19 protein-coding genes and 1 pseudogene are annotated in these 21,108 nt (G+C 70.0%); 11 read left to right on the top strand and 9 right to left on the bottom strand.

Annotated features, from left to right (window positions below; translation table 11 throughout):
- Positions 1-28 precede the first annotated feature (28 nt).
- The 3 genes from OG943_RS38780 to OG943_RS38770 all read right to left on the bottom strand — a co-directional run bounded on the left by OG943_RS38780 (position 29) and on the right by OG943_RS38770 (position 1,357).
- Positions 29-412: a DUF427 domain-containing protein gene (locus OG943_RS38780; RefSeq protein WP_328605885.1), complete on the bottom strand. Its 384-nt coding sequence runs from the start codon at positions 410-412 to the stop codon at positions 29-31.
- 182 nt (positions 413-594) lie between these two features.
- Positions 595-1,008 carry a hypothetical protein gene (locus OG943_RS38775; protein ID WP_328605884.1) on the bottom strand — a complete coding sequence of 138 codons (414 nt, stop codon included), beginning with the start codon at positions 1,006-1,008 and terminating at the stop codon, positions 595-597.
- Positions 992-1,357 (bottom strand): hypothetical protein, encoded by a 366-nt coding sequence (locus tag OG943_RS38770; RefSeq protein ID WP_328605883.1) that lies wholly within the window; start codon positions 1,355-1,357, stop codon positions 992-994. The genes OG943_RS38775 and OG943_RS38770 overlap by 17 nt, the downstream gene beginning before the upstream one ends.
- A 446-nt stretch (positions 1,358-1,803) precedes the next feature.
- On the opposite strand from OG943_RS38770, the gene lanKC reads away from it, so the two are divergent.
- Positions 1,804-4,362: a class III lanthionine synthetase LanKC gene (gene lanKC, locus OG943_RS38765; protein WP_328605882.1), complete on the top strand. Its 2,559-nt coding sequence runs from the start codon at positions 1,804-1,806 to the stop codon at positions 4,360-4,362.
- Positions 4,363-4,390: 28 nt separating this feature from the next.
- Complete coding sequence (locus tag OG943_RS38760; RefSeq protein ID WP_091629618.1) at positions 4,391-4,534, top strand: SapB/AmfS family lanthipeptide; 144 nt, start codon at positions 4,391-4,393, stop codon at positions 4,532-4,534.
- A gap of 335 nt (positions 4,535-4,869) precedes the next feature.
- Here the strand turns inward: OG943_RS38760 and OG943_RS38755 are convergent, their stop codons facing one another.
- Entirely contained in the window at positions 4,870-5,415 is a 546-nt protein-coding gene (locus tag OG943_RS38755) for a hypothetical protein (RefSeq protein ID WP_328605881.1), read from the bottom strand.
- A gap of 183 nt (positions 5,416-5,598) precedes the next feature.
- On the opposite strand from OG943_RS38755, the gene OG943_RS38750 reads away from it, so the two are divergent.
- Both OG943_RS38750 and OG943_RS38745 read left to right on the top strand, forming a co-directional pair.
- Positions 5,599-7,218, top strand: a complete 1,620-nt coding sequence (locus OG943_RS38750) for an ABC transporter ATP-binding protein (RefSeq protein WP_328605880.1) — start codon at positions 5,599-5,601, stop codon at positions 7,216-7,218.
- A gap of 112 nt (positions 7,219-7,330) precedes the next feature.
- Positions 7,331-9,046, top strand: a complete 1,716-nt coding sequence (locus OG943_RS38745; protein WP_328605879.1) for an ABC transporter ATP-binding protein — start codon at positions 7,331-7,333, stop codon at positions 9,044-9,046.
- A 2-nt stretch (positions 9,047-9,048) separates the two neighbouring features.
- Here OG943_RS38745 and OG943_RS38740 read toward each other — a convergent pair whose 3' ends face one another.
- A complete protein-coding gene (locus tag OG943_RS38740) occupies positions 9,049-9,306 on the bottom strand; it encodes a DUF2695 domain-containing protein (RefSeq protein ID WP_328605878.1) in 258 nt (85 codons plus the stop codon).
- 407 nt (positions 9,307-9,713) lie between these two features.
- Here OG943_RS38740 and OG943_RS38735 point away from each other — a divergent pair, with 407 nt between their 5' ends.
- Both OG943_RS38735 and OG943_RS38730 read left to right on the top strand, forming a co-directional pair.
- Positions 9,714-10,253 (top strand): DinB family protein, encoded by a 540-nt coding sequence (locus tag OG943_RS38735; protein ID WP_328605877.1) that lies wholly within the window; start codon positions 9,714-9,716, stop codon positions 10,251-10,253.
- 382 nt (positions 10,254-10,635) lie between these two features.
- Positions 10,636-12,231, top strand: coding sequence for a lyase family protein (locus OG943_RS38730; protein ID WP_442874634.1), 1,596 nt, complete (start codon positions 10,636-10,638; stop codon positions 12,229-12,231).
- 1,044 nt (positions 12,232-13,275) lie between these two features.
- Here the strand turns inward: OG943_RS38730 and OG943_RS38725 are convergent.
- Positions 13,276-14,142: a hypothetical protein gene (locus OG943_RS38725; RefSeq protein ID WP_328605875.1), complete on the bottom strand. Its 867-nt coding sequence runs from the start codon at positions 14,140-14,142 to the stop codon at positions 13,276-13,278.
- Here OG943_RS38725 and OG943_RS38720 point away from each other — a divergent pair.
- The gene (locus OG943_RS38720; RefSeq protein ID WP_328605874.1) at positions 14,123-14,281 is read left to right on the top strand and encodes a hypothetical protein; all 159 of its coding nucleotides are present in this window, start codon (positions 14,123-14,125) and stop codon (positions 14,279-14,281) included. The genes OG943_RS38725 and OG943_RS38720 overlap by 20 nt on opposite strands.
- A 908-nt stretch (positions 14,282-15,189) precedes the next feature.
- Positions 15,190-15,291, top strand: a pseudogene (locus OG943_RS48550) (IS5/IS1182 family transposase); the annotation flags it as partial.
- Between the two features lie 30 nt (positions 15,292-15,321).
- On the opposite strand, the gene OG943_RS38715 reads toward OG943_RS48550, so the two are convergent.
- The gene (locus OG943_RS38715; RefSeq protein WP_328605873.1) at positions 15,322-16,089 is read right to left on the bottom strand and encodes a DUF4383 domain-containing protein; all 768 of its coding nucleotides are present in this window, start codon (positions 16,087-16,089) and stop codon (positions 15,322-15,324) included.
- A 239-nt stretch (positions 16,090-16,328) separates the two neighbouring features.
- Between OG943_RS38715 and OG943_RS38710 the strand changes: the two genes are divergently transcribed.
- Positions 16,329-17,198, top strand: coding sequence for a hypothetical protein (locus tag OG943_RS38710; RefSeq protein WP_328605872.1), 870 nt, complete (start codon positions 16,329-16,331; stop codon positions 17,196-17,198).
- A gap of 34 nt (positions 17,199-17,232) precedes the next feature.
- On the opposite strand, the gene OG943_RS38705 is transcribed toward OG943_RS38710, so the two are convergent.
- Complete coding sequence (locus OG943_RS38705; protein WP_328605871.1) at positions 17,233-18,444, bottom strand: alpha/beta hydrolase; 1,212 nt, start codon at positions 18,442-18,444, stop codon at positions 17,233-17,235.
- Between the two features lie 138 nt (positions 18,445-18,582).
- A complete protein-coding gene (locus tag OG943_RS38700; RefSeq protein ID WP_328605870.1) occupies positions 18,583-19,545 on the bottom strand; it encodes an alpha/beta hydrolase in 963 nt (320 codons plus the stop codon).
- 155 nt (positions 19,546-19,700) lie between these two features.
- Between OG943_RS38700 and OG943_RS38695 the strand changes: the two genes are divergently transcribed.
- Both OG943_RS38695 and OG943_RS38690 read left to right on the top strand, forming a co-directional pair.
- Positions 19,701-20,174: a MarR family winged helix-turn-helix transcriptional regulator gene (locus OG943_RS38695; RefSeq protein WP_328605869.1), complete on the top strand. Its 474-nt coding sequence runs from the start codon at positions 19,701-19,703 to the stop codon at positions 20,172-20,174.
- 57 nt (positions 20,175-20,231) lie between these two features.
- Positions 20,232-21,080: an SAM-dependent methyltransferase gene (locus OG943_RS38690; RefSeq protein ID WP_328605868.1), complete on the top strand. Its 849-nt coding sequence runs from the start codon at positions 20,232-20,234 to the stop codon at positions 21,078-21,080.
- Positions 21,081-21,108 lie beyond the last annotated feature (28 nt).

The following is a 21,108-nucleotide window of genomic DNA, read 5'->3' as shown; positions in this document are numbered from 1 at the left end:
GGCAACCGGCCGATTCAGCAACCAGCCGTCAGTCGGCGGCCACCTCCTCAACGGTGACCCGGTTCGGGTAGAACGCGAGGTGGTCCTTGATGTCCGCGACCGCGTCGTACGGCTCTTCGTACGTCCACACCACGTTCTCGCCGTCCGCGCCGAGGGACGTGATGCTGTAGTACGACGCGCTGCCCTTGTACGGGCAGTACGTCTCGTGCTCGGTGCGGGCGAAACCCGACAGGTCGACGTCCTCGCGCGGGATGTACTGCACCGCGGGGTAGCCGGCCTCGGACAGGGCCTGGGCGCGGGTGGTGTCCGCGACGACCTGGCCGCCGACCTTCACCACCACGCGCGACGGGTTCGGCTCGACCGTGATCGGGTGGTCCGGGCCGGGGATCTTCTTCTGCATAGCCTGGGACATGGTCTCCTCTTCCGCGAACGCCAAGGCCGGAGGTCTGCCGCCGGCACAGGTACCAACCCGCCACCGCCGCAGACTCTTCCCACCGTAGGCGCGACCACCGACAAAAACAGCCGTCGCACGACGCACCGGGCCCCGAACCGGCCAACACGCTGGGCAAGGCGTCGACCCCGGCCAGCCCCAGCTCAGCCGGCCGTGACCCGCCGGGGCGCCGTCCGCCGGAGCCAGTACAGGCCGATCACCGGCAGCACCAGCGGGATGAACAGGTAGCCCTCGCCGTACACCGACCACACCGTGGCGTCCGGGAACGCGGCTTTGTCGAAGATGCTGAGCGTGCCGACGGTCAGCACGCCGAGCAGCTCGACCGAGCACGAGACCAGCGCGACCCGCCACCACCGCTCGCCGCCGCGGGCGAGCGCGAACGTCGCGAGGACGTAGACCACCGCCGCGAACGCCGACAGCGCGTACGCCAGGGGCGCTTCGTGGAACTTCGTGCCGATCTGGACGCCGGCGCGCGACGTCGCGGCCAGCGCGAAGATGGCGTACACCGCGACTAGGACCCGTCCGGGCCCCGTGGCCGTCCTACGCGCTTGCTCCACTCCACACCTCGTTCAGTCGCAGCACCATCACCGGGATGGCCAGGCAGGCGATGCCGAGCACCACCGTGCTCGACCGGCTCCGCTCGGCCAGCGCCCACATCGCGCCGACCGGCAGCACCACCAGAGAGCCGATCAGGTAGGCCAGGTACGTGGCGACGCTGCCCGGCTTCTCGCCGCTCGCGAGCAGCACGATGCCGACCACCAGCTGGGCGACGAGCAGCAGCTCCACCACGCCGAGCGCGACGAGCAGGAGGGTGTCCGGGAGCCGGTCGCGCAACGACTGCACGAAGCTCCACAGCGCGACCAGCAGCGCGACCACCGCCACCACGACCGCGAAACCGAAAATCACCCGTTCCTCCTCATGCCACGCCCGGCCCAAACTACCCGCCGGTCCGATCACCCCTGTCCGCCGGAGGCCCGCCGACGTGGCCCAGGCCACGAACCGGGTGTCCCGTGTGGACTCGACACTTTCCGGGGGCCGGCGCAGGAAAATAGATCACCGGATCCACCTGATGGCAATCCGCCAATTCCGGGGTACATTTGGGGGACCGAGCGGGCTACCTGCACGGACGACAGAACGGCCTTGTGTTACACCTCGTCTGGGTGGTTTCCCGGATCCGGAAAATCACGCTGGGTCCCCCTCAACGGGGGTGGACGGTACTTTTGTCCCCCCTGATCAGCCCAGTTGAACCCCCGGGTTGGCGGATTGGCCGTGACACCTCCGGCGTGCGGGAATATTTCTTGTCACAACAACGAGCTGCGTATCGGGAAAAGTGCGCATAGGGGGCCAGTTCCATGGACATCCGGTATGAAGCGTTCTGCTTCGCCGATCCGCTGTTCTTCGACGAACAGCGGGAAACCGGAGAGCCCGCCGATGATTTCGCCGCCGACCTGCCCGACGCCGGCGCCGGGTGGACCACCGGCACCCGCGGGATCTGGCGAGTACTGCACCCCCGCAGCGTCGAACTTCCTGATCAGGGCTGGAAAATCCACGTCTCGGCCGGGATGGGCAACGCCGCCCGCGTGCTGGCCACGGTGCACGAGTACTGCGTCAGCCACCGGATCTCGTACAAGCACCTCCGCTCCCGCGCGATCCTGCTGGCCCGGAACTCGAAATACGCACCACGCGACGGCAGCGGCAAGCTCATCACTATTTATCCGACCGACAACAACGAGCTGACCCGGGTGCTCGAAGATCTTTCCGAGCGGCTGCGCGGCGAACACGGGGCTTACATTCTCAGTGATCTCCGATACGGCGACGGGCCACTTTACACGCGTTACGGCGGCTTCACCGAGCGGTGGGTCGAACACGACGGCAACCGGGTGCTGGCGATCCGCAAGCCCGATGGCACGTTCGTTCCGGACCGCCGGGAGCCCACTTTTTCAGTACCGGACTGGGTGAATATTCCAATCTGCCTGGAAAAAAGCCTCGCGGCCCGCAAGGCGGGCGACCCGGCCGAGTTCCCGTACCGGGTGACCAGCTCCTTGCATTTTTCCAATGGCGGCGGCGTCTACCTGGCCGAACGCGAGGCGGACGGCGAGACCGTCGTGCTGAAGGAAGCCCGGCCGCACGCCGGGCTGGACCGCGCGCTGGTCGACGCCGTCGCCCGGCTGCAGCGGGAGCACGAGGTGCTGGAGCGGCTGGCGGGCATTCCCGGCGTTCCGGACGTCCACGAGCGTTTCACCGTCTGGGAGCACCACTACCTGGCCATGGAGCAGATGCCGGGCACGTCGCTCGGCAACTGGCTCGCGCTGAACTACCCGCTCACCCGCCGCGACAGCACCGAGGCCGACCTGCACGCCTACCGCGACCGCGCGCTGGACGTGCTCGCCGAGGTCGAGCGGATCGTCGATGACCTGCACGGACGCGGCATCGTGTTCGGCGACCTGCACGCGCTCAACATCCTGGTGGACGACGACGACCAGGTCTCCCTGATCGACTTCGAGATGGCCGCCGACGTCGAGTCCGGCGAGCGGCCCGCGCTCGGCGCCCCCGGCTTCCGCGCCCCGGCCGACCGGCACGGCTTCGACATCGACCGGCACGCGATGGCCGCGCTGAAGCTGTGGATCTTCCTGCCGCTGTCGACGCTGCTGGAGCTGGCGCCGGCGAAGCTTCGCGGTGCGGCGGAGTTCGTCGAACGCCGCTTCGCGCTGCCCGCCGGGTACGCCGACGAGCTGGTCGACGTCCTCGGCCCGCGGGAGAAGCCGATGCCGCCGGCGTCGACGCACACCGAGCTCGACGAGGACCGGCCCGACTGGTCGCTGGTCCGCAAGCAGATCGCCGAGGCCGTGCTGGCGACGGCGACGCCGGAGCGCACCGACCGGCTGTTCCCCGGCGACATCGAGCAGTTCCGGGTGGGCGGCGCCTGCTTCGGCGTCGGAGCGGCGGGAGTGCTGCACGCGCTCGACGTCGCGGGCGCCGGCCGTCATCCCGAGCACGAGCAGTGGCTGCTCGACGCCGTACGCCGCGAACCACCCACGCGGCCCGGGTTCTACGACGGCAGCCACGGAATCGCGTACGTGCTGGAGAACTTCGGCCACCACAAGGCGGCGACGGCGCTGCTCACGGCGTCACGCCCGCTGGTCGAGCAGACCACGGACCACGCGCTCGAGGGCGGGCTGGCCGGGATCGGCCTGACGCAGCTGCACTTCGCCGTCAGCCGCGGCGACAACGAGTTCGGCCGGCAAGCCCTGAACACCGCCGTCCGCCTCGGCGAGGGACTGGAGACGGCGGCGCCGCCCGGCAAGTTCGCGCGGGCGGGGCTGCTCAGCGGGTGGACGGGCCCGGCGCTGCTGTTCATCCGGCTGTTCGAGCGGACGGGCGAACGCGCGTGGCTTTCGTTCGCCGACCAGGCCTTGCAGCGCGACCTCGAGGAATGCGTCCTGGCCGACGACGCGTCACTGCAGGTCCGCGACGGCGAACGGCGCACGCTCCCGTACGCCGGCATCGGCAGCGCGGGCATCCTGATGGTCGCGGAGCAGCTCGTACGCCACGAACCGGGCGCCAAGGCCGGCGAAAGCCTGCCCGGCCTGCGCGAATCGTGCCGCGGCGAGTTCGTGATCCACCCCGGCCTGCTCTACGGCCGCTGCGGGCTCGCGACCGCGCTGTCGTTCGACGCGGACCCGGCCCCGCCGATCCGCGAAGCCATCGACCTGCACCTGTCCCGCCTGGCCTGGCACGCGGTCCCGTTCCGCGGCGGCCTCGCCTTCCCGGGAAACCAGCTGCTGAGGCTGTCGATGGACGTCACCACCGGCGGCGCGGGAATCCTGCTCGCCCTGTCGGCACTCCTGGACGGCAAAGAGGTGCTGCCATTCCTCGGCGGCACGCCGTCCCCCCACACCTCCGGTCACTAAGACCGGCGGAACAAGAGAAGGGAACACCATGGAACTGGTTCTGGAGCTGCAGGCCCTTGAAGCCCCTGAGGCACTCGACGGCCACGGCGGCGGCGGGGGCGGCGCGCCGAGCAACCTGAGCCTGCTGGCCTCGTGCACCAACAGCACGCTCAGCCTGCTGACCTGCCACTGAACCACCTGCGTTTGACCCCGTGAGGAGGTGCGGGAGCGGCACAGGCCAAGTGCGCCGCTCCCGCACCTTTCATTCTGCCCCGCCTCGCGCCTCTGGTCACCGGGTTGGGTTCGCCGGATTGGATCAGCCGGGTCGAGTTCACCAGCTTGGGCTCATCGGGCTGGGTTCGGCGGGCCGAGTTCGCTGGGTTGGGTTCGCCGGGTTGGGTTCCGGGCTGGGTTCGCTGGGCTGGGTTCGCTGGGCTGGGTTCGCCGGCTCGGGTTCACCGAGCTGAGTTCGGCGGCTCGGGTTCACCTGGCTGGGTCCTGCTCGGGTTCAGCGAGCCTCCGTCGGGCTTACCCCCGGGGTTTCCGAGGTACGAGGTGTTTCGACGTGATCGAGGGAGTGAGATGGCGCGCTCCGCCACCGACCCACCGCCGCCCGCCACCGACCACGGCCCGTCGCACACTGCCATGAACCACCAAGCCGAAGAGCCCCACCTGACGACCAGCCGCCGATCCCCCGATCGCCACTCCCCTGATCACCAGTCCGCTGATCGCCACACCCCCGATCGCCACACCGCCGATCGCCAAGCTGCTGATCACCGCGGCACTGACCAGCCGCCCACCAACCACCAGCAGGCTGGCCAGCCACCCACCGGCCACCACCACGCCAACCAGCCCCGCGCCGGCCGCCGCCACCCTGACCAGACACCCACCGACCGTCGCCACCCCGGTCAGCCGCTCACCGGCCGCGACGCTGACCAGCCGCCCACCGATCACCAAGCCGCAGACCCGGCGCCCACGAACCGCCACTCCCCTGACCAACCATCCGCCAGCCACCGCCGCCCTGGCCAGCCACCCACCGGCCACCACGCCGACCAGCCGCCCGCCGATCACCAAGCTGCCCACCCGGCGCCCACGAACCGCCAGTCCGCCGACCTGCCACTCGCCCAGCCTCCGGCCGAGCAGTCCACCGGCCAGCCACCCACCCAGCCTCCGGCCGAGCAGCCCGCCCCACGTCACCAGTCCGCTGACCGGCTGCTCCGCCGGGTCGCCCGGCTGGACCGGCCGCGTCTGGCGGCCGTGGTCGTCACCGCATTGGCCGCGACGGCCGCGAGCCTGCTGCTGCCCAGCGCGCTCGCCGCGGCCGCCGACGCCGTGATCGGCGGGCACTCCGGGTGGCGGCCCGTGCTCTGGTTGCTGCTGGTCGGCGGGGTGGAAATCGCGGCCGACGTCGTGGGCGGGGTCCTCATCGCGCGCCTCACCAGTTCCGCGAGCGCCTGGCTGCGGCGACGGGTCGCGGACCGGCTGTTCGCGCTCGGCACGCGGTCGCCGTTCGCGGAGGGCGACGCGATCAGCCGGCTGACCGGCGACTGCGTGGGCGCCGGCGGGATCGTCCCGATCGTCGTCCAGCTGGGCTCGGCGACGGTGATCTCCACCGGCGCCGTCGTGCTGCTGGCCCTGCTCGACTGGCGCCTAGCGCTCGTGTTCCTCGGCAGCATCCCGTTCGCGCTGCTGCTCGCGCGCACGCACCTGCGCAACACCGCCGACGACGTCCTCGCCTACCAGCGCGTGTCCGGCGAGCTCGCGGCGCGGCTGCTCGACGCCGTCGCCGGGCTGCGCACGATCGCCGCGTCCGGGACGGCCGACCGCGAGGCGGAGCGCGTGCTCCGTCCGCTGCCGCGCCTCACCCTCGCCGGCCGCGGCATGTGGCGCACCCAGGCCCGGATGGTCTGGCGCGCCGCGCTGCTGCTGCCGGCCGTTGAGCTGGTCGCGCTGACCGCCGCGGGCTTCGGCGTGCTGGACGGCCGCCTGACCATCGGCGACGTGCTGGCCGCACTCGGCTACGTGGCCCTCGGGATGGGTCTCGTCACGCAGATTCCCTTGCTCATCACGCTTTCCCGCGCGCGTTCGTGCGCACAACGGCTCGCCGAGGTGCTCGACGCCGACGCCCCGGACCGCGGCCGCCTCGGCCTGCTGCCCGGCAACGGCGCGCTGGAGCTGCGCGGGGTCACCGTCGGCACCGCGCTCACCGACGTCGACCTCGTGGTCCCCGCCGGCACGTTCACCGCCATCGTCGGCCACTCCGGCTCCGGAAAGTCCACTTTGGTCAGTGTCCTCGGCGGCCTGCGCGCGCCCGACGCCGGCGAAGCCCTCCTGGACGGCCGCGGCCTGCACCACCTCCGTCCCGAGGAACTGCGCGCCGTCATCGGTTACGGCTTCGAGCGCCCGTCCCTGCTGGGCGCCACCGTCGCCGATGCCGTGGGCTACGGCTCGTGGGCCGGCGACACCGCCGTCCGCGGCGCCTGCCGGACCGCGCAGATCCACGACGTCGTCGCGCGTCTCCCGCACGGCTACCAAACCCCGCTCACCGAAACCCCGCTCTCCGGCGGCGAAGCCCAGCGCCTCGGCCTGGCGCGCGCGATCGTGCACAACCCCCGCGTGCTCCTCCTCGACGACGCCACCGCGAGCCTCGACACGGTCACCGAAGCCGCCGTGGAGCACGCGATCTCCGCGGTGCTGCCTGGCCGGACCCGTGTGGTCGTCACCCACCGCACCACCACCGCCTCCCGCGCCGACGCCGTGGTGTGGCTGGACAACGGCCGCGTCCGCGCCGTCGCACCGCACGCCCGGCTGTGGCGGCTGCCCGAATACCGCGCCGTGTTCACCGAGGAAGCCGTGTTCACCGAGGAACCCGCATGACCGCGGCCCGCCGTCAGCTCACTGTGATGCCAACCGTGATGCCAATCGGCCACACCTCCCTCCGACCTGCGACGCCACGGCAGGCCCCCGTCCGCCGCGGCAAGGGGCCGGCATGAGCGTCCGGCAGCTCTATTGGTCGGCGCTCGGCAGGCAGTGGCGCGGCGGGCTCGTGCTGCTGGGCTGCTCCGTGCTCGAGGGCGCGCCCGCGTTCTTCTCCGGACGGCTCGTGGAGCTGGCCGTGGACCAGGGATTCGCCGCGGGACGGCCGGGCGTCGGCGTCGCCTGGCTGGCGCTGTTCGGCGCCGCGGCGCTGCTGGGCGCGTTCGGCTCGCGGCTGGTGTGGCACCAGCTCGGCAAGGTGGTCGAGCCGCTGCGCGACGCGCTGGTGACGGCCGTGGTCCGGGGCGTGCTGCACGACCCCGCGCCGCCGCGGAACCGGCCGGACGCGAGCGGCGTCGCGCGGATCACCCAGCACGTCGAGGTGGTCCGGGACGCCACGGCCGGGCTGCTGGTGCAGGCCCGCGCGATGGTCGTGACCACCATCGCCGCCATCGCGGGGCTCGTGACGGTGGCCGGGCAACTCGTGCTGCCCGTCGCGGTCCCCGTGGTGCTCTCCGTCGCGGTGTTCGCCTGCCTGCTGCCTTCGCTCGCCCGGCGTCAGCGCGCGCTGGCGCTGGCCGACGAACACACCGCCGAAACGGTCGGCACCGCGCTCTCCGGCATGCGCGACGTCGTCGCATGCGGCGCGGAACCCGTTGCCGCACTGGGCATCTACGACGCCGTGGACCGTCAGGCGAGCGCCGCCGTTCGCGTCGCATGGTCCGGCGCGGCGCGTTCGCTGGTGATCTCGCTCGGCGGTTTCGTCCCCCTTCTGCTCGCGCTCTCCCTCGCCCCGGCCATGGTCGCCCGCGGCGAGTTGACGGCCGGCGGGGCGCTCGGCGCGCTCGTCTATCTGGCCACCACGATGCAGCCCGCGCTCCGCGGTCTCGCCGCCACCGCCGGCACCGTCGTGCTCCGCCTGCTCGTCGCGTTGCGCCGGCTGGCCGAGACCGCCGAGGTGCCCGGCGAAGTGGCCGGCACCGCCGAGCCCCGCGGCACTGATCTCACCGTCCGCGGCCTCACCTTCCGCTGGGGCGCCGCGCCGGAACCCGTGGTCCGCGGCCTGGACCTGGACCTGCGGCCCGGCGAGCACCTCGCTGTGGTCGGCCCGAGCGGCATCGGCAAGTCGACCCTCGCCGGACTGCTCACGGGACTGCTCGAACCCCAGGCCGGCCAGGTGCTGCTGGGCGGCCAGCCCGTCCGGAGCGTCCACAAGAGACACGAGCTGGTCGCCTTGATCCCGCAAGAGGCCTACGTGTTCGCCGGCACCGTCCGCGACAACCTCGGCCTCTTCGCCCCCACCGCGACCGACGCCCAGCTCAGAGCCGCCGCGGAGATCGTCGGCGCGGGCGCGCTCGTCGCTCGCCTCGGCGGTCTGGACGGCGAGCTGGGCCATGACAAGGAAGGGCTCTCCGCCGGCGAAGCCCAGCTCATCGCGCTCGCCCGCGTGTACGCGTGCCGCGCCCGCATCGTCATCCTCGACGAAGCGACGTCGCACGTAGACCCGATCATCGAAGCCCACGCGGAACGCGCCTTCGCCGCCCGCGGAGGCACGCTCATCGTGATCGCGCACCGTCTTTCTTCCGCGCTGCGCGCCGGCCGCGTCCTGGTGCTGGACGGCCACGAGACGGCGCTCGGGCACCACACGGAGCTGCTCCGGCGCTCCCGGCGGTACGCGGAACTCATGCAGGCCTGGACGGAGCCGGTTCCCGAGGCCCACGCGGGCTGAGCTCATGCCGCGTCGAAGAACGGGGCGATCCGCGCCACGATCTCGCAGTCGCAGTAGGCCCCGTACTCCGTCAGGCCGGCCAAAAGCTGTGCCCAGCCGACGTCGTTGGCCTCGGCCCAGTGCTCGGTGTGTTTCACCGTGTTGTCACACCCTTCCGCGCAGATCCGCGCGTCGACGAACTTCAGCAACGACTCCAGCTCGCGTCGGCCGATCCCGGAAACGGCAGACGGTCCGCTGTGATCAGAGGTGGCTTCCGGCATTTCACTGCCCTTTCGGAGACGGACGGGAACCATCTCCGATTCTCACCGCACCCGAGCGCCGGGCGCCAGTTTCCGGTGTCGCGAAAGGTCCCCTCGCGACAACTATTTTTCGCGGCGCGGCGATCCACCGCCTCACTGCGAGGACCGTGGCTCACCCTTACGAGTGTCCAATAAGGATTTCCGACGCCACGAACCGTTGCCGCAGAAGGCCGACGGCACATGACAGCCGATCCGACATCGGCAGCCCCACTTACAGGGCGGCCGTCCACCCCAGGTATCCACAGGACTTTCCACAGTTGGCGACACCTGTGGATAACTACGGTCAGCGGCTCTCCCTTATGCACAGGGGAGGGTCGGCCGCCGTCGAGGTGCCGAAATTGTCGGTGCTGGGTGAGAGGCTGCTGGACATGACGAACGCACCCGATCATCTCCCGGCCGCCGTTCCCGGCGACCGGGCGCCCATCCCCCGGCTGGCCGGGGAACGTGAATCGCTGGAGGCCTTCCTGGAGTGGCACCGCCGGACGTTCGAGCTGAAATGCGACGGGCTCGGACAAGAGGAGCTGTCGTCGCGCACTGTGGCGCCGTCCACCCTTTCGCTGCACGGGCTGGCGCGGCACCTGGCCGGGTGCGAGCGGTGGTGGTTCCGCCAGCAGTTCGCCGGCGAGGACGTCCCCATCCTGTACTACTCCGACGACGATCCGAACCAGGACATGGACTCCCTCGACGGCGACGCCCAGGAGGCGTTGGCCGTGTGGCGCTCGGAATGCGACCGCTCGCGCGAGATCGTGGCGGCGGCGGAGTCGCTGGAACAGCGCGGCACATCGCTGCGGACCGGTGAGCCGTTCACGCTCCGCTGGATGCTGATGTCGCTCATCGCGGAGTACGCCCGCCACAACGGCCACGCCGACCTCCTCCGCGAGGCCATCGACGGGACGGTGGGCCACTGAACTGGTGAAAACACGCACGGCGAGCTAGTCGACGGGATGGTCTAGCGGGATGGCCCGAAAGCCCTCTCGCATCTGAGGCGCGGTCGGCGGGACGGAGCGAACGGCACCTTCGTGCGTCCCTTACGCGCCTCCGGGGCACGACGAAGGCACTCTCGCCCGTTCCAGCGCACGGTGTCGATGTGATGCGAAGGGCACAGGCACTTCGCGCGAACGGCCGCGGCGATGAGCGTAATCAGAGGCGTTCTCGCGCGCCCGGGCCGAGACAGCGGCCGCGTGCGATGCTGGACGTATGACCGCCGATCCTGATTCCGGGTTGTTGTCGCCGGTACGGGCCGGGACGCCGGCCGAAGCGAGCACCGGGGACTGCGCTTGGCTGCGAGCCATGCTGGACGCCGAGTCCGCGCTCGCCCGGGCCCAGGCACGGCTGGGCACTGTCCCGGCCGAAGCGGCGGAGGTGATCACCGCGGTCGCCAGGCAACTCGGCGGCCAGACACCAACGGCGGCGGAGATCGGCGGCCAGGAACCAGCCATTCCCACCGGAGTAAGCGACCCAGCGTCCGCCACCGCCACCGAACGCCGCAGCCCAGCGCCCACCACCGCCGGACCCAGTACCTCCCCATCAACCCCCACCGCCGGACTCGGCAGCCCAGCACCAACCCCCACCGCCGGACTCGGCGACCCAGCACCAGCTTCCCCCGCCGGAGTCAGCAATCCAGCGTCCGCCAATCCCACCGCGCGCAGCAACCCTGCGCCCACCAATCACACCGGGCGCAGCAACCCAGAGCCGACACACGCCGCCACTCCCCCGGGCATCGACGTCACTGCGTTGGCCCGAGAGGCGCGGGCGACGGCGAATCCCGTGGTCGGGCTGGTCAAGGTGCTGGCCGCGGCGGTCGGGCGGGTGGACGCGGCCGCGGCGGATCACGTGCACCGCGGGTCGACGAGTCAGGACATCGTCGACACGGCCATGATGCTGGTCGCCCAGCGGACGTTGCGGTTGCTCGCCGACGATCTCGACGCCACGGCTCACGCGCTCGGCGAATTGGCGCGCGTGCACCGCGACACGACCATGCCCGGACGCACGCTCACCGCGCACGCCGTGCCCACCACGTTCGGGCTCAAAGCCGCGACGTGGCGGCAGGGCGTGCTCGACGCCGCCAGCCGGGTGCGGCGCGTGCTCGACGGTGGGCTGCCCGTGTCACTCGGTGGCGCAGCCGGGACGCTCGCCGCGTACGCCGAGTACGGCGACGGCACCGACGACTACGCCGAACGTCTGGTCAACGCCTTCGTCGAAGAGACCGGCCTCGCCGCGCCGACGCTGCCGTGGCACGCGAACCGGACGCCCGTCGCCGACGTCGCCAGCGTCTTGGCAATGGCCGCCGTCGCGCTGGGCAAGTTCGCCGTCGACGTTCTCGCGCTCACGCGCACCGAACTGGGCGAGGTCACCGAACCGGCCGGCGGCGGCTCGTCCGCCATGCCGCACAAACGAAACCCTGTGCTGTCCGCGCTGATCCGCTCCGCCGCGCTGCAGGTGCCGGTGCTAGCAGCGGGCGTGACGCAGGCCGGGCTGGCCGAGGACGAACGGTCCGCCGGCGTCTGGCAGGCCGAGTGGCAACTGCTGCGCGAATGCCTGCGGCTGACCGGCGGCGCGGCGCACACGGCCGTCGAACTGGCGCGCGGCCTCGTCGTGCACCCAAACCGCATGGCGGCGAACCTCGAGATCACGCACGGGCTGATCGTCTCCGAACGACTCTCCGCCACGCTCGCGCCACTGCTCGGCAAGACACGCGCGAAGGAGGTACTCGGCGACGCGTCCGCACGCGCGATCGAGGAAAACCGCCCGCTGGGCGCCGTCCTCGCCGAATCGCCCGAGATCACCGCCGTGCTGGACGCCTCGAAGCTCGCTGATCTGCTCGATCCCACGCAATACACGGGCGCCGCCGGGCGAATGGTTGATCGCGCCCTGGAAGATGACTGAAGGTAGTCGACGGTTCCGCTGAGCCGCTCTTCCCGGTCTTCCATGTGGCTACGGCTGGGATCCCGCCGTGTGATGACGACTGCGGACGCACGTGTGGAAGAGCGCTTCGGCATGCCGCTCCTAGATGCGGAGTGTGCTGGCTTCGGATCCGGCCAGGCGGCGAGGCCGGGTGCGATGGCGGGCTCCTGCTCCGCAGGACTCTGCCCCGGATCGTGTTCGGCAAGATCCGGGTCCTGCTCCGCCGGGCTCGGTCCCAGATCGTGCTCGACGAGATCCGGATCCTGCTCCGCCGGCTCTGCCCCGGATCGTGCTCGGCAAGATCCGGCTCCTGCTCAGCAAGGACTCTGACCGGATCGTGCTCGGCGAGATCTGGGTCCAGCTCCGCGGGGCTCGGTCCCGGAGCCTGCTCAGCGAGATCCAGGTCCGGCTCTGCCGGCTCGGGTCTGGTCTCGCTGCTCAGCCGGTCCGCATCAGCGGGACCGGGGAATCGGGTGCCGGTGCGGCCGATCGCGCTGTGGTCCGGTTGCCGCGGTCCGGCCATCCGCTCGACCGCACGCTCCGCGTACAGGAGGCACGGTGGAGGCGGATCGGACGGAGGTGGCCGGCTCCGGTTCGGCTTCGCTCAGCCGTTCGGCGACCGCCGCGCGGGGGAACCGAGGCACCACCCGGCCGACCGGGGGCAGGGGCAGGGGCAGGGGCAGGGGCAGGGAGACGGTTCCCTCCGCGAACCGGGCGAGGGTCTCCGCACTCGGAAACGTGTGCTGGCCCTGCCGGTCGACCTCGGGTCTCGCTTTCCAGCCATCTCTTCGCCCCAGATGAGGCTGACGAAATACCGCCGCCCGGCTCGTGGCTATCGCGAGGGAAATCCGAATACGCCGTCTGTCCGGGGAGAAGGGAAAACATCGTGGAGAACCTGAAATTGTGAGAGGCCGCGCCAGAAATTGGTAGCGCAATGTTTCGGCAGGCGGCCGGGCGAGGGAGGTGATTTCACGAAAAGGGCGGCCGGGAGATTCCCGGCCGCCCTTTCAGGGGAGGTTGTGCTGGTCAGGGGTGATAGATCTCCTTGACCTGCGCGATCTGGTCGTCGCCGCTCACCAGGATCTGGGCGAGGGCTGGGGTGGCGGTGCCGCTGAGCAGGGTTTGGCGCAGCTGGTCAGCGTCGCACCGCAGGTTGCCGAGGCCTTGGTCGTCGATGGTGACCTGGTTGTCGTTCTGGCACAGGGTGGCCGCGCTCCACACGATGGCGTCGCTGACCAGCGGGAGACGGTAGATCTTTTCGTCGACCCGGTCGTAATGGCCGCCGTCGGAGCCGCCGGGCTGGAAGCTGACCAGCTGGAAGGTGGCCATGTTGACGCTGGTGTCGAAGCCGGTGAACTGCACGTTCTGGGTGGTGTTCGGGAACCGGCGCTGCTGCGGCTGGGGCTGGTCCTGCGGCTGGGGCTGGTCCTGCGGCTGTGGCTGTGGCTGTGGCTGCGCATGAGGCGCCGGTCCGTTGTCCTGGCTGGCCGGGCGGGTCTCGATCATGTAGTCGGAACGGCCGTCCTTGCCGCAGACGGTGCCGTTGGGGTTGGCGTCGTCCGCTTGCCCGGCGCAGGTCCAGTGGCCGAAGATGTCGAGCACGCGTTTGCCGGGGCCTTCGCCCTTGGCCGGGATTTCCTTGTAGTACTCGTTGATCACGTTGAACGCGGTGTCGCAGCCCGGGTTGGTGCCGGTGGTCGCCGTGTTGGCGATCACGTCCATCTGCGGGCCGCCGGGAGGGCTGACGTGTTTGCCATCCAGTTTGCTGCAGTTGACGTTGCCGTCCGCGTCGGTGAAGTCGCCGCCGTTCGCCTTGCCGGATCCGCCGGATCCGCCGGTGGCCGCGCCCTGCGGCGAGTGCTGGATGGCCGCGGTGTCCGCCGCGTTCTTCACCGGAGAACTGTTTCCGGCGGTGTTTCCGCTGCACGCGGAAAGGACTGCGGTGGCAGCGATCGCCCCGCCGATCATCGCCAGACGAATCGTCTTCTTCGCGGTGAATCCCATTTCGGCGCCCCTCTGCGACAATTGGTGAAGCTTTACTCAGAGAGACGCCTGGTGTCGGGCGGCGTTGCGGCGGGGCGCAACGTTGCCCGAAGGTCCTTCCGGGCCTGGACCCGAGAGCACTGCACCCGTCGGCATGGCAACCCCTCCGGTTGGTGCCGGGCAGTTATGCCAGGGACTTCAAGGTTCACGGCGGCTGCGCGGGACCGATGTTCATGCTGGGTCATGACCTTGCGTGCGCTCGAAAACGGACCATCGGCGGCATGGGCGGGTCCCCATAAGCGCCTGATCCGGTGCCGACCTCGGGAGGCTGCTGCGCCAAGGTTTCACCGTGGTGGAGGCTCAGGTCGCGGCAGCGAATCGCGACCACAACTACAACGGCAACCAGTACTGACTGATCGACCGTGGCGGCGAAGCTGGCGTTCATCGCGTAAGCAGGCCGCAGCAGGTGATGGCGGCGCCCACGGCGGGCGAAACGACCGGAGGACGTGCGCGCATCGCGTACGCAACCACGGCTGCCTCTAGGGAGTGTCCTCAAGTGCTGCCGGCGGCTCGATGACCGGCGGGTGATCAACGGCCTGCTCAACAAGTGCGAGACCGGTGTCGCCTGGCGCGACCGGTCAGAACGCTACGGAGCGTGGATCACCAACCGATTCTGGCATTTGGGCTCGTAACGGCACCCTGACCGCGCTGGTCGGCGGGGCTTGGGCCATCGCCGAGGCAATCGAGGAACTGGGCCGGAAAATCTCGGTCGGTTCCTCGATCGTGGGCGTCCACCAGCACCCTGCCGGGGCCCCAGCACCGTGCGCACGGGGGCGGACAGATCCTCCGGCGGACAGCGGCAACCGGGTTGATCATGCTGTCGGCCGGTCGCGAGGTGGACCCATCACCAAGACCCACCTCGTGACCGACCACTGGGGACGACCGCTGCCGATAGCGCGCACCGTCATCGAACGCTGCTTCCAACGGCTCAGGCAGTACCGCGCCATCGACACCCGCTACGACAAAACAGCCCGGTCTTGTCGAGGAATGATCGACCTGGCCACCCCCGTCATGTGGCTTTGCGGACCCCTAGTGCGCCAGGCCCGGCCCGCGCTTCTCACGCGGGGTGGGAGTGACGGCGGGACCGCGGACGGTCGCGCCAGGATCGTTGACAGCGCCCGAGTTGTGGACAGCACCAGGGGCATTGACCGCACCAGGGTTCTGCACACCGGCAGGGTCATTGACAACGCCGGAGTTCCGGGCAGTTCCAGCGCCCTGGACAACAGGGTCGCGATCCCGGGCAGTCGCGGCCTGGCCCTCGGCCGGGCCGGCTGCGGTGGCCGGGGCGACCCGGTCCACGGTCGTCACGTCGTCGGCGCCCTCGGGTGTGGCGGCGGTCTGCTCCGGGATTCGGACGCGGCGGCGCGCCGGCAACACGGCGATGAACAGGCCGAGCGCGGCGATGCCGAGGTGCAGCCAGTTGTCCGCGGCCGTCACGTCGAGCGGGTTGCCCGCGTTGGCGAACGGGTTGGCCGTGATCGTCCCGGTGATCATCAGGCCCCAGACGAACAGCACGCCGTACCCGAGGAACAGCAGCCAGCCGAAGACGCGCGCGCGGCCGGAGCCGAACGCGAGCGCCAAGCCGAGCAGACCGGTCACCACGTGCACGAGGTTGTTCATCGGGTTGGCGGAGAACCGCCAGAAGCCGGCGTCGTGGTGGCCGGCGAAGTCGCCGAACCCGGTCCTGGTGAACCCCACGATGCCGAAGACCAGGAACACCACACCCACGAGGGCGGCCAGAACCTGCGCGGGCTGCAGGCCCTCCACCCGGATCCGGGCTCCATGCGCATGAACCATGACTCCAGTCCTTCCCAATGGTGAAGTGACGGCGATGGTCACTCCGGAGGGATACCCCGCCTTCACCCAGTGCGAAACGACACAGCGCGAACCAACTCAGTGCAGACCAACTCAGCGCGAACCGCCGGTGCTTGCCCGCAGCCACCCGGAGCGTCACCGGATTCGCCCTGATCCGAGAGCTATCCCACAAAGTCACCCGATCCAGCGAACCCTGCCGGTGCGATCGGACAAGTCCGGTCATGCGCAAGGTAAATCTGCTCTTCCTCGTGGGGCTGTGTGTAGGGGCGCTGGTCACGCTGACCGTCGTGGTGACGACGCCGCTGAGACACACGCCGTTACCGATCCCCGTGGCCGCGGTCGGCAGCGCCACTTCGGAAAAGCCAATTACCACCCCGGAAAAGCAGCAAAAGCCGAACCCGTCGGACAACGGCGTGGCGGGCTCGCTGGAGGCGCTGCTACCGGACGGCCACGTCAGCGCCGTCGTGTTCGACCGCGCGAAGGGGACCTTCGCGCTCTCCGTGAACGCGGACCGCGGCTACACGTCGGCGTCGCTCGTCAAGCTCCTCATCGCCCTCAACGCGCTGGAGACCGGGCAATCGCCCGAACTCATCAGCCAGATGCTCTCCCGCAGCGACGACACCATCGCCAGCCGGCTCTGGGTCGACGGCGGCGAGACGTCGATCGTCACCAACGCGGTCCGGCGCATGGGACTCACCGGGACTCAGCCGCCGTCGAACCCGGGCCGTTGGGGCGACACGGAAATCACCGCCAACGACATCGTGCGCATCTACCGCTACCTGCTCGACGAAGCCCCCGCGCCCGCCCGCGACACCATCCTGACCGCGCTGCGCAACGCCACCGCGAACGGCGCCGACGGCTTCCGCCAGTACTTCGGCATCCCCGACGCCGTGGGCGACCTGCCGTGGGCCGTCAAGCAGGGCTGGTCCTGCTGCCGCCCGACGATGATGCTCCACACGTCCGGGCTGGTCGGGAAAAACCAGTTCGTGGTCGTCGTGCTGACCGAGCAACCGCAGTCCGTCGGCTACGACGCCGCCAAGCAGCAGATCACGAATGTGGTCAAGAATCTCGTCCCACTACTGCGAAACTGACTCACTGCGAGTATTTACAAACCGCAGAACCGGCTCACTGCTCCATCGCCGACAGCCCGCCGCGCGCGCCCGAGGACGGCAACGGCCACGGCCGCACCCCGCCGCTGACATCGACGTGCCTGCCGACCACCGCGGGCGCCGGGATCCGCTCGCCGATCCACGCCAGCAGGTCGGGCAGCTGGGACTTGAACGTGTTCATGTTGTGGCCAGCGTCCGGGATCTCCCACGAGTAGAACCGGACCGGCGACTGCGCGGCCTGGTGGATCTGGCCGATCGCAAAGCTCTCGTACTTCTCCTGGCTCCCCGCGACCGCCAGGATGTCCACGGGGGACGGGTGCAGGCGGACGTTCACGCGCACGTTGTTCGCGTCGTCGATGTCGCGACGGCCGTGGAAGAGGTCCTCCGTCTGGCCGTCGTTGTCCTGGGCCTTGTCGTACCCGCCGACGCTCACTGCCTGGCCGAACCACTGCGGATGGCGCGTCACCATGTTCATCGCGCAGTAACCGCCGGACGACCAGCCCGCGATGGTCCACGCCCGTCGGTCGGGGTTGAGGCCGAGGCGCTGGATGGCCCACTCGCGCACGTCCGCGGAGAGGTAGGTGTCGTTGGGCGTGCCGTTGACCTCGTCGACGCATTCGGTGTCGTGCCCGATCTTCGGCTGGCCCGTGGGGTCCGGGATGACCACGACGGTGGGCGGCAGCGCGTGCTTCTTGATCGCCGCGTCGAGCTGGTCCGGCAGCTTGTAGATGGCGGCCACCTCGGGCCCGGACGGGTAGTTCGGGATCCACTCGATCGCGGGGAACCGCAGCGTGCGGTAAGCCGGTTCGAAGTACTGCGGCGGCAGGTAGACCACGGAGTCGCGGCTCAGCCCGGTCCGGCGGCCGGTGACCTTCATGTGCACGACGGTCCCCTTGCCGGCCTTCGCGTGCATCGCGCCGGCGTCACGCAGCTGGTCGAGGTCCGTGCCGTTGTCGCCGCCCTCGGCGTCAACGCCGTCAGAGGAGTACGCACCGGTGCCGAGCAGCGCGCCGAGCGTCGGGAAGAAGCCGCCGATCAGGTTGCCCGCCATCGCGACGCTGACCACCACGAGCACCACGGCCGTGAGCATCGTCGCACTGCGACCGATCTGTTTGCGCTTGCGCCAGCGGTCCCAGAACCACGGCACGGCGATCACCGCCAGCACGGCCAAGGCGGCGACAACGCCAAGCTCGACCGGCGAGTCCAGCCGGATGCTGCTCAAGTGCACGGGAAACCTCCAGGACGCGTGTCCGAAAGGCGGGACCCGCTGTACTAATACACGTTTGGCGGGCCCCCCTCGTTGTGATCAGGTGACTCGCGTCACAAGAAAACGAAAGGGGTCCCGCCGGGCGTTGAACTGCGGTTTTCAGCTGCCGAAAGCGCGACGCAGCACGGTGATCGCCTGAGTGATGGCGGCCTCCGCGGCGTGCGTCCCGCGCAGCGCGTTGACCATCACGAAGTCGTGGATGATGGCCTGGTACCGAACCGCCGTCACCGCGACGCCGGCCGCGCGAAGCTTAGCGGCGTATGCCTCGCCCTCGTCACGGAGCACGTCCGCTTCACCGGTGATCACGAGTGCCGGCGGCAGCCCGGCGAGTTGCTCCAACGACGCCCGCAGCGGCGACGCGGTGATCTCCGCGCGCTGCGCCTCGTCCGTCGTGTACTGGTCCCAGAACCACTTCATGCCCTCACGCGCGAGGAAGTAGCCCTCGGCGAACTCGTGGTAGGACTCGGTGTCGAAGCTCGCGTCGGTGACCGGGTAGAAGAGCACCTGCTGCAGGAAGCTGACGTCGCCGCGCTCCTTGGCCATCAGGGTCAGGGCCGCCGTCATGTTCCCGCCGACCGAGTCACCCGCGATCGCGATGCGCGTGGTGTCGAGTCCCTTTTCCGCGCCGTGCCGCACGACCCACTTGACCGCGGCGTAGCTCTCCTCGATGGCAACCGGGTAGCGCGCCTCGGGCGAACGGCTGTACTCGGGGAAGACCACGGCCGCGCCGGTGCCGGCGGCAAGCTCGCGGACCAGCCGCTCGTGGGTGTGGAAGTCGCCGAAAACCCAGCCGGCGCCGTGGATGTAGACGAGCACGGGCAGCTCGCCGGTCACGCCTTCGGGCTTCACGATGCGGACCTCGACGTCACCGTTCGGTCCACCCGGGACGGTCAGCACCTCGATGTCGGCGGGCGCCATGGCGACGTCGCCATCCTGCACCCCGTCCACGGCGTTGCGCCCCTCGGCGGGCGGGAGCTGGAAGAGGTACGGGGGCTGGTCGGTCGCCTCGGCGAACGCCTGCGCGGCCGGCTCCAGAATCAGGTTCTTCGGGTTGGCGGTCATTTCTGCCTCCTCAGGAACGGGTGATGCCACGAACATAGCTCGCAACTCAGTTGTGCACAATTGAAATTGACCCAATGAGATCTAAGGCACTTGAGTTGCTCTCGTAGGCATACTGCGGGGAGGATGGAGCGTTCCAGCGGGGAACGGAGGCTCACATGACCGACCAGGACCACGGCGAAACCGGTTCGCTGCTACTCGACGACCAGCTCTGCTTCGGGCTGTACTCCGCGTCGCGTGCTGTGACGTCGCTCTACCGCGTCCTGCTCGAACCGCTTGACCTCACGTACCCGCAGTACCTGGTGATGCTGGCGCTGTGGGAGCACGACAAGCAACAGGTCAAGGAGCTCGGAGCCGCGTTGAACCTCGACTCCGGCACCCTCTCGCCGCTGCTCAAGCGACTGGAGAAAGCGGGCCTCGTACGCCGTGACCGCCAGGCCGACGACGAGCGTTCCGTCCGCATCACCCTCACCGACGACGGCGTCGCCCTGCGTGCGAAGGCCGAGCGGATCCCGTCGCACATCGGTGCCGCGATGGGCTTCGACGACAAGACGCTGGGCCGGATGCGCGCCTCGATGGACCAGCTGACCGCCTCCGTCAACGCCTACCGGGAATCGTTCAGCCCGGCCTGATCCGCCCCTCGCGCGCCGTGGCTAGCATGAGCTGAGACGCGAGTGGTGAGGACAGTCATGATCGAACGAGACGAAGCCCTTCGGGCCGTGGAAAACAGCCTCGACCGGCCGTCGGCGGCCCGGGTCTACGACTACTTCATCGGCGGCTCGACGAACTGGGCGATCGACCGCGCGTTCGCCGAGAAGGTGCGCACGCGGCTGCCGCTGATGGGCGACTACTGCATGACCAGCCGGCAGTTCCTCGGCCGCGCCGTGCGCGAGTGCGTGCGGCACGGCGTCCACCAGTTCGTCGACATCGGCTCCGGCCTGCCGACGGCGGGCAACGTCCACGAGGTCGCCGACGAGGAACGCCCGGAACACGACGTGCACGTGCTCTACATCGACAACGAGCCCGTCGCGCTGGCCCACTCCCAGATCCTGCTCGCTGACACCGCCGACCCGGAGCGGCACCAGGCGATCGCCGCGGACCTGCTGCAGCCCGAAGAGCTGTGGGACCGCGTGATGGACTCCGACGTGATCGACGTCCGCCGCCCGGTCGCCCTGATCGTCAACGCCGTGCTGCACTTCATCAAGGACGACCAGGACCCGGACGGCCTGCTGGAGTACTACCGCCACCGCCTCGCCCCCGGCTCGCTGCTGGTGCTGTCGCAGATGACCAACGAGAACCCGGTCGACGACGACGAGCGCCAGGCACTGGCCGACCTGCTGGAGTACTACGAGTCCACCACCAACCCCGGTGTGCTGCGCACGATGGCCGACTTCGAACGCTTCTTCGGCGGCTGGCCGCTGCTGAAGCCCGGGCTGGTTTACGCGCCGGCGTGGCACCCGGACAAGGCGACAGTGTTCGCGAAGGTCCCTTCGGAGTCCCGCGTGATCGGCGGAGTGGCTCGGAAACCGTCGCTCTGACGTGACCCCGGTTCAATCCTGGGGTTGA

Source organism: Amycolatopsis sp. NBC_00345, assembly GCF_036116635.1.
Taxonomy (GTDB): Bacteria; Actinomycetota; Actinomycetes; order Mycobacteriales; family Pseudonocardiaceae; genus Amycolatopsis.
The sequence above is the reverse complement of the archived record's forward strand: the minus strand, read 5'-3'. Positions and strand labels throughout refer to the sequence as shown.